This window comes from Roseomonas sp. CECT 9278, assembly GCF_918698155.1.
Lineage (GTDB): Bacteria > Pseudomonadota > Alphaproteobacteria > Acetobacterales > Acetobacteraceae > Neoroseomonas.
Map to the genome: position 1 here is coordinate 173,165 of NZ_CAKKLX010000006.1, position 15,302 is coordinate 188,466.

At 69.8% G+C, this 15,302-nt stretch carries 8 protein-coding genes and 1 tRNA gene; 2 read left to right on the forward strand and 7 right to left on the reverse strand.

Features of this window, described 5'->3' with window-relative positions; genetic code table 11:
* Positions 1–3: 3 nt before the first annotated feature.
* From LQ222_RS06375 to pehA, 5 genes are read right to left on the reverse strand one after another with little or no spacing between them, the layout of a single operon-like run.
* The gene (locus LQ222_RS06375) at positions 4–981 is read right to left on the reverse strand and encodes an ABC transporter ATP-binding protein (RefSeq protein WP_230165221.1); all 978 of its coding nucleotides are present in this window, start codon (positions 979–981) and stop codon (positions 4–6) included.
* Positions 978–2,588: an ABC transporter substrate-binding protein gene (locus LQ222_RS06380; protein ID WP_230165222.1), complete on the reverse strand. Its 1,611-nt coding sequence runs from the start codon at positions 2,586–2,588 to the stop codon at positions 978–980. The genes LQ222_RS06375 and LQ222_RS06380 overlap by 4 nt, the downstream gene beginning before the upstream one ends.
* Positions 2,588–4,204, reverse strand: a complete 1,617-nt coding sequence (locus LQ222_RS06385; protein WP_230165224.1) for an ABC transporter substrate-binding protein — start codon at positions 4,202–4,204, stop codon at positions 2,588–2,590. Before LQ222_RS06385 ends, LQ222_RS06380 begins: the two co-directional genes overlap by 1 nt.
* A 1-nt stretch (position 4,205) precedes the next feature.
* Positions 4,206–5,834, reverse strand: coding sequence for an ABC transporter substrate-binding protein (locus LQ222_RS06390; RefSeq protein WP_230165225.1), 1,629 nt, complete (start codon positions 5,832–5,834; stop codon positions 4,206–4,208).
* 16 nt (positions 5,835–5,850) lie between these two features.
* Positions 5,851–7,410, reverse strand: a complete 1,560-nt coding sequence (gene pehA, locus LQ222_RS06395; RefSeq protein WP_230165226.1) for a phosphoric/sulfuric ester hydrolase PehA — start codon at positions 7,408–7,410, stop codon at positions 5,851–5,853.
* Between the two features lie 212 nt (positions 7,411–7,622).
* Between pehA and LQ222_RS06400 the strand changes: the two genes are divergently transcribed.
* The gene (locus tag LQ222_RS06400; protein ID WP_230165227.1) at positions 7,623–11,984 is read left to right on the forward strand and encodes a choice-of-anchor I family protein; all 4,362 of its coding nucleotides are present in this window, start codon (positions 7,623–7,625) and stop codon (positions 11,982–11,984) included.
* A gap of 352 nt (positions 11,985–12,336) precedes the next feature.
* On the opposite strand, the gene LQ222_RS06405 is transcribed toward LQ222_RS06400, so the two are convergent.
* Positions 12,337–12,407 (reverse strand) — tRNA-Glu (locus LQ222_RS06405).
* 151 nt (positions 12,408–12,558) lie between these two features.
* Here LQ222_RS06405 and LQ222_RS06410 point away from each other — a divergent pair.
* Positions 12,559–13,935 carry a tyrosine-type recombinase/integrase gene (locus LQ222_RS06410; protein ID WP_230165228.1) on the forward strand — a complete coding sequence of 459 codons (1,377 nt, stop codon included), beginning with the start codon at positions 12,559–12,561 and terminating at the stop codon, positions 13,933–13,935.
* A 143-nt stretch (positions 13,936–14,078) separates the two neighbouring features.
* Here the strand turns inward: LQ222_RS06410 and LQ222_RS06415 are convergent.
* Positions 14,079–15,302: Hint domain-containing protein (locus LQ222_RS06415; protein ID WP_230165229.1), on the reverse strand; the 1,224-nt coding region annotated here is incomplete at its 5' end.

The following is a 15,302-nucleotide window of genomic DNA, read 5'->3' on the forward strand; positions in this document are numbered from 1 at the left end:
CCTTCACGCCGGCACCATCTCGGCCGAGGCGGTCCGCACGCGGGTGCAGGCGGCCCGGTGGTCGGGCGCCACGCGGCGCGTGTCGGGCAAGGCGGCGTCGCAGACGGCGGCGCGATGCGCGCAGCGCGGCGCGAAGGCGCAGCCGGGCGGCATCGCCCAGGGCTCCGGCACGCCACCCGGGATCGCGGCCAGCGGCCGGCGCGGGCCATCGATCGGCGGCAGGGCACCGATCAGCCCCTGCGTGTAGGGATGCGCTGCGCCGTCGAACAGCCGCGCGACCGGTGCTTCCTCCACGATGCGCCCGGCATACATGACCGCGACGCGGTCGCAGGCTTCCGCCACCACGCCGAGGTCATGGCTGATCAGCACCAGCGCCATTCCGGTCTCGCGCCGCAGGGCCTGCAGCAGTTCCAGGATCTGCGCCTGGATGGTGACATCGAGCGCGGTGGTCGGTTCGTCGGCGACCAGGAGCTCCGGCTGGCCGGCCAGCGCGATGGCGATCATCACGCGCTGGTTCTGGCCGCCGGAGAGTTCGTGCGGATAGGCGTCGAGCCGGCGGGCGGCATCGGGGATGCCGACCTGGTCGAACAGGCGCTTCGCCTCCGCGCGCGCTGCGCCGCCATTCATGCCGCGATGCAGGGACAGCGCCTCGGTCACCTGCCGCCCGATGCGGTGAACGGGGTTCAGGCTGCTGGCGGGGTCCTGGAAGATCATGGCGATCCGCCCGCCGCGCACGCGGTCGAGCAGCGCCGCGGGCGCGCCCACCAGTTCCTGCCCGCTGATCGTCACGCTGCCGCCAATGCGCGCACGCGCCGGCAACAGCCCAAGCGCGGCCAGCCAGGTGACGGACTTGCCGCAGCCGGACTCGCCCACCATGCCGAGCGCCTCGCCAGGGGCCACCGTCACATCGATCCCGCGCAGCGCGGCCTGGCCGTCGAAGGCGACGGTCAGGCCACTGATCGCCACGAGCGGCGCGCTCACGCCCCGACCCGCAGGTTGCCGGGGCCGAAATCCATCGCCCAACCCCGCGCGGCACGCCAGGCGATGTCGCGGCGCTTCGCGGTGAAGGCCGCCGCCTGGTGCAGCACGACGTAACAGGGGTCCTCGCGCTCCACGATTTCGAGCAGGCGACGGAACTGCGAACGCCGGCGCGCCATGTCCGTCTCGGCCTCAAGCGCGGTGGCGACCGAATCGAATTCGGCATTCGTCCATTCGCCGTTGCGCTCGGCCTCGGTCCGCGGGCCGATACCGCGCAGCAGGCCGGCGACCGGATCGCCGAAGATCGAGGTATTCGACCAGTCGCGGACGCCGCGGCCGGGCGTGCGGGCGGTGACCTGCGGGAAGTTCTCGCGCATCTCGATCTGCACGTTCAGCCCGACCGCGCGCCACATCTCGACCGCGATCTGCGCGTTGGCGACCTGGTTGGTGTAGTAGTTGTTGAGCAGGCGATAGGGGATCGGCGCGCCGCGGTAATTCGCCTCGCGCAGCAGGCGCCGGGCCTCGGCGGGGTCGAAGCGCGGGTTCTCCCAGTCGGCGATGTACATCTCGCCATAACTTTCGAGCTGCAGGCCGCGCGGGATCTCGGTACGGCCCGCCCACAGCGTCTCGACCAGCACGCGGCGGTCGATCGCGTGCGACATCGCGCGCCGGATGCGCGCATCGGCCAGCACCGGATGCGTCTTGTCGAAGGAGAACTTGCGGATGTTGTTGATCGGGCTGCCCAGCACCTCGAAGCGCGCATTGCGCTCGACCACCTGGATCTGGTCGGGCGGGATGTCGCAGGCGAAGTCGTACTCGCCGGAGAACAGGCCGTTCACCCGGCCGGAGACCTCCGGCACCTCCACGAAGCGCAACCGCCGAGCGGGCGGGCGCCCGCCCCAGTAGTCGTCATGCGCCTCCATCACCAGCAGCGTGTCCGGACGGAACTCCGCGATGCGGTAGGGGCCGGTGCCGATCGGCGCGCGGCCCCAGGCGAGCCAATTCTCCGCGGCGGCGAAGGCCTCGCGCGACAGGATCGCGCCGACACTCTGCGCGACGCGACCTTCCAGCGTCACGTCCGGCGTGCGGTTGACGTAGCGCACGGTGTGGCGGTCGATGATCTCGACGCGCTGCAACTCCGGATAGGTCCGCCGCCCCACGGCGACCACTTCGGCCGGTGGCTCCTTGCCGATGGTCCCCGCGAGCACGGTCGTGGTCCCGGCGCCCGTGGCGCCGCGCGTGCCGAACAGGCGTTCACCAAAGGAGAAGGCGACGTCTTCGGCCGTCATCTCGCGTCCGCCGTGGAAGCGCACACCCTCGCGCAGCGTGAGCTCCAGCGTCGTCGCATCGGGCCGCCGCCACGACGTGGCGAGCCCGGGCACGAGCCGCCCGCCGCCCAGCCAGTCGGTGCCGACCAGCTGTTCCGCATAAAGCCCATGCAGGCGGAAGCCGACATTCGACTGCTCGCGCGGCGGCTCGAAGGTGTTCGAGTTCGACAGCTTCTGCACCGCGATGGTCAGCACCGGACGCTGGTCGGCCTGGGCGAAGGCGGGCCGCGCCAGCGTGGCGGAGGCCGCGGCGGCAAGCGCCGCGCGTCGGGTCGCCCGCATCACGTCGAGGCCCCCCAGTTGCGCGCGCGGAAATCCATCACGAAGGCCTGCGCCGGCTGCCAGGCGATGTCGCGCCGCTTCGCCGTCAGGTTCACCGACTGGTGCAGCACGGTATAGGCGGGGTCCTCGCGTTCCGCGATCTCGAGCAGGCGGCGGAACACCACGCGCCGGCGCGCCTGGTCGGTCGAGGTCTCGATCTCGCGCGACAGCATGCCGAATTCGTCGTTGCGCCACTCGCCGACCTGCCATTGCTGGCCGTCCGGGCCGTGCTGCGTCGTGATGGAGGAGGTCGGGTCGTTGAAGCTGGCGCTGTTGGACCAGTCGCGCACGCCGCGATGGCCCTCACGCGAGAGCACCTGTGGGAAGTTCTCCCGCATCTCGATCTGCACGTTCAGGCCGGCGGCGCGCCAGCCCTCGACCAGGATCTGCGCCGTGGGCACCTGGTTGGTGTAGTAGTTGTTCAGCAGGCGGTAGGGGATGGGTTCGCCGCGGTAGCCGGCCTCGCGCAGCAGGCGGCGGGCTTCCGCCAGGTCGTAGCGCGGCGCGGTCCAGTCGCGCTGCAGCATCTCCCCGTAGAAGTCGAATTGCAGGCCGCGCGGCACGACGGTGCGCCCGCCCCACAACGCCTCCACGATCGCCTGGCGGTCGATCGCGTGGGTGAAGGCGCGGCGCACCAGCGGATTGCGCAGATGCGGATGGTTCTTGTCGAACACCGTCAGGCGGTGGTTCATGATGGTGCCGCCCACGACCTGGTGGCGCGCGCTGCGCTCGACGGTGCTGATCTGGTCGGGCGGAATGTCGCAGGCGAAGTCGGCCTCGTTCGACAGCAGCATGTTGATGCGGCTGGCGACTTCCGGCACCTCCACGAAGCGCAGGCGGCGTACCGGCGGGCGGCCGCCCCAGTAGTCGTCGAAGGCGTCGAGCACCAGCATCTGGTCCGGGCGGAACTCGGCGATCCGGTAGGGACCGGTGCCGATCGGCCGCCGTGCCCAGTCGAGCCACGAGCCGGCGGCTTCGAAGGCAGCGCGCGAGACGATCATCGCCACATTGCGGCTGATGCGGCCTTCCAGCGTCACGTCCGGCACGCGATTGACGAAGCGCACGGTGCGCGCGTCCACCACCTCGATCCGCTCCAGGCCCGGATAGACGCGCCGCGCCACCGCCAGCACCTCGGGCGGTGGCGTGCGGCCCGCGCTCTGTCCCGGGATCGTGCCGAACAGGTTGCGCGCCTGCTCGACCGTCATGTTCCAGCCCATGCGCTCGGGGCCGAAGGAGAAGGCGACATCCTCGGCCGTCATGGTGCGCCCGTCGTGGAAGCGCACGCCGTCGCGCAGCGTCAGCTCGACCGTACGGTCGTCGATGCGCCGCCAGGAGTCCGCCAGGCTCGGCTTCAAGGCGAGGTCGCCGGTCCAGCTCTGTTCGATCAGCGTCTCGCCGTAGCTGTTCCAGGTGCGGCTGCCGACATTGGACTGCTCGCGCAGCGTCTCGAGCGTATTGGTGTTCGAGATCTTCTGCACCGCGATGGTGACCACCGGGCGCTGGTCGGCCTGGGCCATGGCCGGGCGCGCCAGCGCGGCCAGCGCCGGCGTGGCAAGCAGGTGACGGCGGCGCATCATGTCAGGCTCCGAAATTGCCGGGGCGGAAATCCATCGCGAAGGCGGGGCTGGCCTTCCAGGCGATGTCGCGGCGCTTCGCGGTGAAGGTCGCGTTCTGGTGCAGGACGGTGTAGGCGGGGTCCTCGCGTTCGGCGATTTCCAGCATGCGGCGGAAGGCGGCGCGGCGCCGCGCGCGGTCCGTGCCGGTCTCGAGTTCCACCGCGAGGCGGTTCATCTCCTCGTTCGTCCATTCACCGACCTGCTGCTGCTGGCCGTTCGGCCCGTGCTGGTTCACCAGCGAGGAGACCGGGTCGTTGAAGGGCGCGCTGTTCGACCAGTCGCGCACCGCGCGCGTCGGGCTGCGTTCGAGGATCTGCGCCCAGTTCTCGCGCATCTCGATCTGCACGTTCAGGCCCGCCGCGCGCCACATCTCGACCATGACCTGCGCGGTGGCGTTCTGGTTGGTGTAGTAGTTGTTCAACAGCCGATACGGGATCGGTTCGCCGCGGTAGTTGGCTTCGCGCAGCAGGCGGCGGGCCTCGGCCAGGTCGAAGCGCGGCACCTCCCAGTCGGCATGGAACATCTGGTCGTAGTAGGGCCATTGCAGGCCGCGCGGCACCACGGTGCGCCCGGCCCAGAGGCTCTCGACGATCGCGTTGCGGTCGATCGCATGCGTCATGGCGCGGCGCACGCGCGCATCGCGCAGCGCGGGGAAGTTCTTGTCGAACACGATCAGGCGATGGTTGAGGATGGTGCCGCCCTGCACCTCGAAGGCGCGGTTGCGCTCGATGCCGGTGATCTGGTCGGGCGGGATGTCGCAGGCGAACTGGTATTCGCCCGACAGCAACCCGTTGATGCGCGATGAGACTTCCGGCACCTCGACGAAGCGGATCTGGCGCAGCGGCGGGCGCCCGCCCCAATACGCATCATGCGCGACCAGCGTGAGCGACACGTCGGGACGGAATTCCGCCACCCGATACGGCCCGGTGGTGACCGGCTTGCGCGCCCATTCCAGCCAGGACGAGGTCTCCTCCCAGCCGCGGCGGCTCATGATGTCCGAACCGTAGCGCGACAGGCGGCCTTCCATGGTCACGTCGGGTGTCGCGTTGTGGAAGCGCACCGTGTAGCGGTCCACCGCCTCCACGCGCTCCAGCGCCGGCCAGGACCGGCGCGCAACGGCGGGAACCTCCGGCGGCAGTTCCTTCCCCGGGCGCGGGGCCGGCATGCCCTCGCCGATCGGGATGGTGCGGCCCTGCGCGGTCGCGAGCGTGCTGCCGAACATGCGTTCGCGCGAGAAGGAGAAGACCACGTCCTCCGACGTCATCTCATCGCCGTTGTGGAACATCACGCCGCGGCGCAGCGTGAGTTCCACCGCGCTGTCCGACAGGCGGCGCCATTCGGTGGCCAGGCCCGGCACGGTGCCGAGCTGGCCCAGCCAGTCGCGCCCGATCAGCCCTTCCCACAGCGAGCTGTAGAAGACCCGCTCGCCGACATTGGACTGCTCGCGCAGCACGTCGAGCGTATTGGAGTTCACCACCTTCTGCACGGCGATGGTGATCGCGGGGCGCTGGTCGGCCTGCGCCAGGCCCGGGCGGGGCAGTGCGGCGAGCGCGGGTGCGGCAAGCAGCAGGTGACGGCGATTCATCTGCATTCTCCTCGGCGGGGGGCTATTCGGCAGCGCGGCGCAGCGCGGGCGTGGGGCTGCGTTCCTCGAGACCCTGCGGGGTCGCGCGGAAATGCGTGAGGGTGCGCTCCGCATGACGCATGCGCCGGGACAGCGCCTTCTGCGCGTATTCCTTCACCACGCCCGCATAGGCGGGCTCCTCGGCGAGGTTGGTGAACTGGTGCGGGTCGCGCTCAAGGTCGAACAGCAGCGGCGGCAGCGCGGCGAAGTGCACGTATTTCCAGTCGGCGTCCTGCACCACGCACAGCGCGCTCTCGTCCATGGACAGGCCGAGTGCGGTCTCCGGCTGGGAATAGTGCACGTCGCGGAAGTCGTATTCGTAGAACAGCGCATCACGCCAGCCATCGGGCGCGCCGTGCGCGAGCACGGGCAGCAGGGACTGCCCGTCGCAATTGCGCGGCGCCGTGCCGCCCAGCGCATCGAGGATGGTCGGCATCACGTCGACGCTCTCGGTGAAGGCGTCCTCGATCGCGCCGGCGCGGGGGTTGCGGCCGGCATCCTTGACCACCAGCGGGATGCGGAAGCTCTCGTCGAAATAGCCGACCTTGCCGAGCAGCCAATGATCGCCGAGTTGCTCGCCATGGTCGGAGGTGAAGACGATCATGGTGTCGTCCCACTGGCCGTTCTCCTCCAGCCAGGTGAAGACGCGGCCGAGGCAGTCGTCGATCTCGGTGATCAGCCCGGCATAGGTGGCGCGCATCTGGCGGATCGCGCCTTCGTCCAGCGTGCTGGCCGCGCCGCCGGCGCCGTGGAAGAACGACCCCTGCTTGATGTCGCGCAGGTAGTGGCGCAGCAGCGGGTGTTGCGCGGCCTCCTTCTCCCACTGCGGCGCGCGGATCGGCGCCGGCATGTCGGCCGGCGCATACATCGCGTGATACGGGGCGGGTGCGATGAAGGGCGGGTGCGGTCGGTAGTAGCCCAGGTGCAGGAACCACGGCTTGCCGTTGCGGCCCTTGAGGTAGGTCAGCGCGCGTTCGGTGAAGTAGGTGCTGTCGGACAGCGCGGCGGGGATGCGGCAGGGGCGGTCCGTTACGCCGGGGACGGCGTCCTCGCCCTCGGGCAGCCAGATGTCCTCGCGGCGCTTCGGCAGCGTGTAGCCCTGGTGCGCGAGCCAGCCGAAATACCCGTCCATGGTGGGTTCGAAGGCGCCGACGCTGCGGAAGCCGTCCATCAGGTCGCCCAGCGTCGTGAAGCGCGGGTCGCGCGGGCCGGAGCTGCGCGGGTCGGGCGTGGTGGTGGTGTAGCCGATCAGCGCCGGGTCATAGCCGATCAGGCGCAGCTGCTTGCCGAGGTTGGAATGCCGCGCATCGAGCGGCACCGTGTTCTGCACCGCGCGATGGTTCATCAGGTACAGGCCGGTCAGCAGGCTCGCGCGCGCGGGGCCGCAGGGCACGGCGGTGGTGACATGGTTGCGGAAGGTCACGCCCTCGCGGCACAGCCGGTCGAGGTTCGGCGTGCGCAGGAAGCCCGCGCCCAGGTGCGGCACGAAGTCCGCGCGCCACTGGTCCACCACGATGAGAAGGACGTTGTTGCGCTGAGCCATGGCCGCATGCACCCCGATGCCGGAGCGCGAGGGCTTAGGCAGTCGGCGCGACACTGGGATGACGACCCGGCGAAGGGTTGATGACGCGCCGCCGCGCGACCGGCGGACCAGAGCGTCAACAAATCCTTAACACGTCCGTCACCGAACCGTGAGGGAGGGGGACAGCGTGCCGCCCTATCCGGCTGACCAATTCCATCCTGCCGGAGAAGACCATGTCGGGTACCCAGCTCAGCGCCACCACTTCCTTCACGCTCGCGCATACGGCGGGCAATGGCTCGGTCGCGCTCGACGCCGAGGTCGCGGCGTACGATTCCGGCACGGGCCTGATCTTCGTGATCGGCCCGGATGGGGTGGATGCGATCGACGCGGCCACCGGCGTCATCCGCGGCACGCTCGACACCAGCGCGCTCGGCAATGTGAACAGCGTTGCGGTGAAGGACGGCGTCGTCGCGCTCGCCATCGAATCGGAACCCAAGACCGATCCCGGCAAGGTCGTGATCGCCGACGTGGTGCGCAGCGGCGACACCGTCACCATCACCGCGCGCGACTTCGGCGGCACCGGCTACGTCACCGTCGGCGCCCAGCCCGACCAGATCGGCTTCACGCCCGACGGGACGAAGCTGCTGACCGCCAACGAGGGCGAGCCGAACTCCTACGGGCGCGCCGACAGCGTCGATCCGGAGGGTTCCGTCAGCATCATCACGGTTTCGACCGGTGACGTGCAGACCGCCGGCTTCACCGCCTTCAACGCCGACATCGCGACCCTGCGCGCCGAGGGCGTTCGCATCTTCGGCCCCGGTGCCACCGTCGCGCAGGACCTGGAGCCGGAATACATCGCGGTCGACCCGAACGACCCGACCAAGGCCTATGTCACGCTGCAGGAGGCGAACGCCATCGCGGTGCTCGACCTTTCCACCGCGACCTTCACCGACATCATCCCGCTCGGCTTCAAGAACCATGGCCTGGCGGCGAACGCGATCTCGGGCAATGACCAGGACAACGTCTTCGCCCCGGTCACTGCCGACAACCTGTTCGGCATGTACCAGCCGGACGGCATCGCGGCCGTGAATGTCGGCGGCACCACCTACCTGATCACCGCCAATGAGGGCGACGCGCGCGACTGGACCGGCTTCGCCGAGGAAGCGCGGCTCTCGACGCTCGCGCTCGACCCGGTCGCCTTCCCCGACGACCCCGCCGATGCCGACACGACGCCCGAGATCGTGGAGTCGCTGGGCCGGCTGACGGTCACGAACCAGACCGGCAATACCGACGCCGATGCCGATTTCGAGCAGCTCTATGCCTTCGGTGGCCGGTCCTTCAGCGTCTGGAACACCGACGGCACGCTGGTCTTCGACAGCGGCAACCTGCTCGACCAGACCATCGCCACGCTGTTTCCGGCGAACTACGACGAGAACCGCGACGACAACAAGGGCGTCGAGCCCGAGAGCATCACGGTCGGCCAGGTCGGCGCCGACACCTTCGTCTTCGTGGGCCTGGAGCGCGCCGACGGCGTCGCCGCCTTCCGCATGGACGGCCCCGCGGCCTTCACCTTCGCCGGCTTCTTCACGACGCCCGGCGACGACGCGCCCGAGGTGATCACCTTCGTTTCCGCCGCCGACGCGCCGGACGGCAAGGCGCTGCTGGTGGTGCCGAACGAGGACAGCGCGACCACCACGGTCTATGAGCTCAACGCGACGTTCAAGCTGCAGCTGCTGCATTTCTCGGATGCCGAGGCCGGGCTGCTCGCCTCGACGACCGCGCCGCTGCTCGCCGCGCTGGTCGATGCCTTCGACGACGACTACGCGAACACGCTGATCCTGGCGGGCGGCGACAACTTCATCCCGAGCCCCTTCTTCGCCGCTGGCACCGACCCCTCGGTCGCCGCCACGCACATGCGCGGCGACAATCCCGGCGCGGCGGACATCGAGATCCACAACCGCATCGGGGTCGAGGCCTCGACCGTGGGCAACCACGAATTCGACTTCGGCACGCGCGCCTTCTCCGACGCGGTGGCGGATGCGGCCTTCCCGTACCTGACGGCGAACCTCGACTTCTCGGGCGATTCCGACATCCGCGGCCGGTATACAGAGACGGTCGGCGTGGGCGGGCTTGAGGATGCGACCGCGCTGCGCGGCCGCATCGTGCCTTCCGCGGTGGTCGACAAGGGCGGCGAGAAGATCGGCCTGGTCGGCGTGACCACCCAGATCCTGGAGGCCATCTCCTCGACCGGTGGCGTCGAGGTGAAGGGCTTCGCCGGCGACGGCACCGAGCGCAACGACATGGCGCTGCTGGCCGCGCAGCTGCAGCCGGTGATCGACGACCTGCGCAGCCAGGGCGTCGACAAGATCATCCTGATGGCGCACCTCCAGCAGATCGCCTTCGAGATCGAGCTGGCGCCGCTGCTGAACGGCGTGGACATCATCCTCGCCGCCGGGTCGAACACGCGCCTGGGCGACGCGACCGACGTGGCGGTCGCCTTCCCCGGCCACGCGGCGGACTTCGCCAACACCTACCCGATCCTCGCGACCGGCGCGGATGGCGGCACCACGCTGATCGTCAACACCGACAACGAGTTCACCTATCTCGGTCGCCTGGTGGTCGAGTTCGACGACCAGGGCCGCATCATCACCGACAGCCTCGACCCCGCGATCAACGGCGCCACGGCCGCGACGCGCGAGAATGTCGCCGCTGCCTGGGGCGTGACCGAGGACGAGCTCGACACCACCGCCTTCGCCGAGGGCACCAAGGGCGAGCAGGTGGCCGACATCACCGAGGCCGTGCAGGCCGTGATCGAGGCCAAGGACGGCGAGGTCTGGGGCTTCACGGACGTCTACCTGGAAGGCGAGCGCAACCTGGTGCGCAACCAGGAGACCAACCTCGGCAACCTCACCGCCGACGCCAACCTGTTCGCCGCGCGCGCGGCGCTGGGCGAGGGCGCACTGGTGGTCTCGCTGAAGAATGGCGGCGGCATCCGCACCGCGATCGGCACCGTGGAGGTGGGTTCGGGCGAGAAGGACCCGCCGATCGCCAACCCCGATGCCGGCAAGCCCGAGGGCGGGATCTCGACGCTCGACATCGAGAACTCGCTGCGCTTCAACAACCGCCTGGTGGTGTTCGACACGACCGCGGCGGGGCTGAAGGCGATCCTGGAGCACGGCGTGGCGTCGCTCGGCAACCAGGGGCGCTTCCCGCAGATCGGCGGCATCGCCTTCTCCTACGATCCTGACCTGCCCGCGGGCGCGCGCATCCTCAGCATCGCCGCGATCGACGAGAACGGCGATGTCGTCGCGCGCATCATCGAGAACGGCATGGTGAGCGCCGACGCGCCCGCGCTGATCAGCGTGGTGACGCTGAACTTCCTCGCGCAGGGCGGCGACGCCTACCCGATCAAGGCCAACGGGGAGAACTTCCGCTACCTGTTGGAGGACGGCACGCTCGGCCCGGTGCTGGACGAGGCGACCGACATCTCGATCGCGCCGCCTGGCGCGCTGGGCGAACAGCAGGCACTGAAGGATTTCCTGCAGGAATTCCACGCCACGCCCGAGACCGCCTTCGACGAGCCCGACACCGCGGCGTCCGGCGACACGCGCATCCAGAACCTCAACGCCACCACGTCCGACACGGTGCTCGCGGGGATCGTCGCGACCGCGGAGGGGCTGCTGGAGGGAACGCTGGGCAACGATACGCTCACCGGTGCCGGCACGGACACCATCACCGGCAGCGCCGGCGACGACCGGATCGACGCCGGCGCGTTCGGTGACAGCGTCGATGGCGGGGCCGGCGATGACACCATCTCCGGCGGCAACGGCGACGACACCATCGATGGCGGCGCAGGTGCCGATCAGCTCGACGGCGGGGCCGGGGCGAACCGGCTTGGCGGTGGCGCTGGCGATGACACGTTGCAGGGTGGCTTGCGGGTCGACACGATCGACGGCGGCGACGATGACGACGTCATCGACGGGGCCGGCGGCAACGACGTGCTGCTCGGCGGGCAGGGCGATGACAGCCTGGTCGCGGGGACCGGCAACGACTCCGTCGAGGGCGGCGACGGCGCGGACACGATCGGCGGCGGCGTGGGCTTCGATCGGATCATCGGCGACGCCGGCGCGGACCTGCTGTCCGGCGATGCCGGCCTCGACACGCTGCTCGGCGGCGCTGGCAACGACACGCTGCTGGGCGGTGGCAATGCGGATACGATCGACGGCGGCGCCGACGACGACCTGGTGGATGGCGGGGCCGGCGCCGACAGCCTTGCCGGCGGCGATGGCGCCGACACCCTGCAGGGCGGCATTGGCCGCGATACCCTTGCCGGCGGCGCCGGCGACGACCTGCTGATCGGTGGTGCCCTGGGCGATACCTTCGTCTTCGGCGGCATTGCCGGGGCCGATACCATCCGGGGCTTCACGGCCGACGATCGGATCATCCTGGTCGACGGCATCGCCCTTGAGGGCAGCGAGGTGTTCGATGCCGACATGGATGGCGCCGACGACCTGCTGCTGTCCTTCAGCGACGGTGGGTCGGTCGCGCTGATCGATGTCCAGCGGGTTTTGTCCTCGGCGATCGAGGTCGGCTAGGCCCCTGGCCGCGACCTTCGCCGCCCTTCACGGCGAAGGTCGCGGATCCGCTGGCCAGCGGAGACATCACCCGGCGCGCCGGGCATGAAGGGCTTCGGCACCGGGGCGCTGGCGCGAAGCCCGATCGGATGGGTGCCTCCGGTCGGGTCAAGGTGTTCGTGACCCGAGGTGCCCGGACGCGGCGAGCGGGGGCGCCGTGAGGGTCCAGCGCAGACCGCAGGCGTTCGACTCCGACAAGACAATGAGGGTGCCGTTGGGGGCGGCCCGCCTGCGCTCCCGCGCCGTGTCCCGACGCGACGCGCAAGCCGATGGATGTCCTGCCCGCTCAGCGGGATCGACCGCGCTGGGCCGATGGCGTCCCCTAGGGGATTCGAACCCCTGTTACCGCCGTGAGAGGGCGCTATCTAAAAACCCCTGGAACAACTGAGAACGCCCGGAAACACTACAACCTATTGATTTGCATAAACTACGTCCCCCTTGATCCCCAGACGTCTCAGGGTGGATATTAGACCCTGTTGGACCATGATGGACCGAGGGGCCGCAGGCGCTGGCACGGCTGGTGAAGGACGTAGCGTTGAGCCCCAGGACGGCGCGGCTGAAGCTGCCCGGCCGGCACAAGCCGTATTTCCGCGCCGTCATTGAGGGCGTGCAGATCGGCTACCGGCGCTCCACGCTACCCGGCAAAGCCGGTTCATGGATTTCGCGCCGCTATCTCGGCGAAGGGCAGTATGAGACGGGGCGCCTGGGCGTGGCCGATGACTTGCTCCACGCGGATCAGCCCGCCGATGGCGAGCGCGTCCTGACGTTCGACCAAGCGCAAGCCGCGCTGCGCGAGTGGGCGCGGGGCCGCGTTCAGGCTGAACGCAACGAGGCGGCTGCCGAGGCATCGCCGAGCATTGGCGCAGCGATTGAATCATATATCCGCACCCGCAAAGCCCGTTCGGAACGTGCCGGCCGAGATGCTGAATTGCGCCTGCGCCACCACGTCATAGGCGCCCCGCTGGCCGATGTGGCGCTGGCCGTGTTGACCAAGCGCCACCTAACGACATGGCGCGAGGGACTGAGGCGCGGTGGCCGTGGCGTGAAGGACGATGCGCCGCCGCTGGCGCCCGCTTCGCTTGCTCGCTTGCTGAATGACCTTCGCGCTGCGCTCACCGCGGCCGCACGCAAGGGCCGCATGCCCGGTGACGTGCACACCACCATTCGGGAAGGGTTGCGGGCGCCCGAGGCGCCGGACCGCGCCCGCGAAAAGCAAATCCTCACTGACGATGAAGTGCGGAGCATCGTGGAAGCCGCACAGACCAATGACGCGGACTTTGGCGCGCTGGTGCTGGTGCTGGCCGCGACCGGCGCACGCCTAAACCAAGCGGCGCGGATCACGGTTGCGGATTTCCAGCACCAGGCCCGCCGCATCATGGTTCCGACGTCTCGTAAAGGCCGTGGCGGGAAGCAGGCCACGCATACCGCCGTGCCGATCCCCGATGACGTGCTAGCCGCGCTGCGCGTGGTTACGGCGGGGCGCCCTGGCCGCGAGCCGTTATTGCTGCGCTGGCACCACCAGCAGGTTGAGGGCGACAAGGCGACGGGGCGGCTGCCGGCATGGGAGCGCACCGAGCGGCGCCCCTGGGTGAACGCGGCCGCGATGACACGTCCCTGGCGCGCGGCCCTCGCCGCCGCCGGGCTGCCCGACAACCTTGTTCCCTACTCGCTCCGCCATTCGTCCATTGTGCGAGGCTTGCGGGCGGGGCTGCCGGTGCGGCTTGTGGCTGCGGTGCACGATACTTCCACGGCGATGATTGAACGGCACTATGGGGCGCACATCGTGGACGCGGCCGAGGACCTGTTGCGCCGCGCGCTGGTGCCGCTGCACGCCCCGCCCCCAGCCGCCGCCCCTGCCAGTCTTGCCCACCATCGCGCCAGGAAAGCGAAGGGTGCCGAGACCACAGGGTGACGCGCGCAGTGCCATCCGTATCGTTGTGGCCGGTGACGCCGGTAACGCTGGCAAAACGGCGGTTTTTGACGTTTTGCGGGCGTTACCACCGTATCGCGCGCATTGGTATAGCCGGTAACTCCCCTCACTGACGCCGGGTTACATCACCGGCGACCCACTTCTAGGAAGGCAGGCCAACTGCGAACCGAAGCTCCCATCGCCCGGCGCGTTGATGCCTGCTTCGCGGCCGCTTCGGGCGCAGGCAGCGCCGAGATGATCCGCGCCAGCGCCGGGTCGTCGGCATCGAGCACCGGGGATGCGAAGGCCTCGGCCGCGTAGCGCCCGCCGATGCGCCCCGCGCCCAGGTCGACATGCAGCGCGATCACGCCGTTGTCGAACAGGTGCCGGTTGCCGTCGTCGAAGTAGCTCTCGGCCAGCGCGCCTTCCGCCACCAGCACGCCGTGCTCGTCGAGCTCGACGTGCCAGTAGATGATGGCACTGTGCCAAAGCTCCTGCACGATGGTCGTGCCGTTCACCAGCAGATGCGCGGGCACGAGCCGACCCTGCAGGAGGAAGGCATGCTCAGGGCTGACGCGCAGATCGCGGGCGGGCACGCCTGCCCCGAGCGCGCCGGCACGGACCAGGATCGGTGCCACCTTCCGCTTGTCGCGATGGCGCGCGATGTCGACACGGGTGTGACCGACCCAGCGCACGGGCTTGAGTGGCGCACCACGACCAGGAGCGACCACCAGGTCGCCGGCGCGCAGGCTCTCGACCGAGACCTCCCCATTTGCCGAGAGGATCCGCGTGCCAGGCGCGAAGCACGTGACCGCCTCCACGCCGGACGTGGTGAGGCTGAACACGTTCCCCGCACTGTCGTCATAGGTGTAGATCGCGCCCGCGCCGCCGGTGCTGACAGTCCAGAAGTCGGTGTCGCTGCCGGTCCAGCCTTCGAGGTCGAGCGTGTCGTTGCCGCTGCCCATGGCGATGACGTCGTTGCCGTCGCCCACGCGCCAGATCACCAGGTCGTCGTCCTCGCCGGTGTCGATGACGTCGTTGCCGGCCTGACCCTCGATCGTGTCGCGGCCCGGCGTGGCGACGATGCTGTCGTCGCCGGCGCCGCCGAGGACGATGTCATCGCCGTCACCGCCGAGCAGCGTCTCGCTGCCAGCACCGCCCACCAGGCTGTCATTGCCCAGGCCGCCCAGGATGCTGTCGGCACCGCCACCACCCACGATGGTGTCGGCGCCCGCGCCGGCGGTGATCGTCTCCGCCCCGCCCGTGCCGGTCACCTGGTCGTCGCCAGTACCGGTGTTCACCACCTCGAAGCCGGTCACGCTGTCCGTGCCGATGCCCGTGCCCGTCGCGCTGTTCGTCGCGAGGTTCAC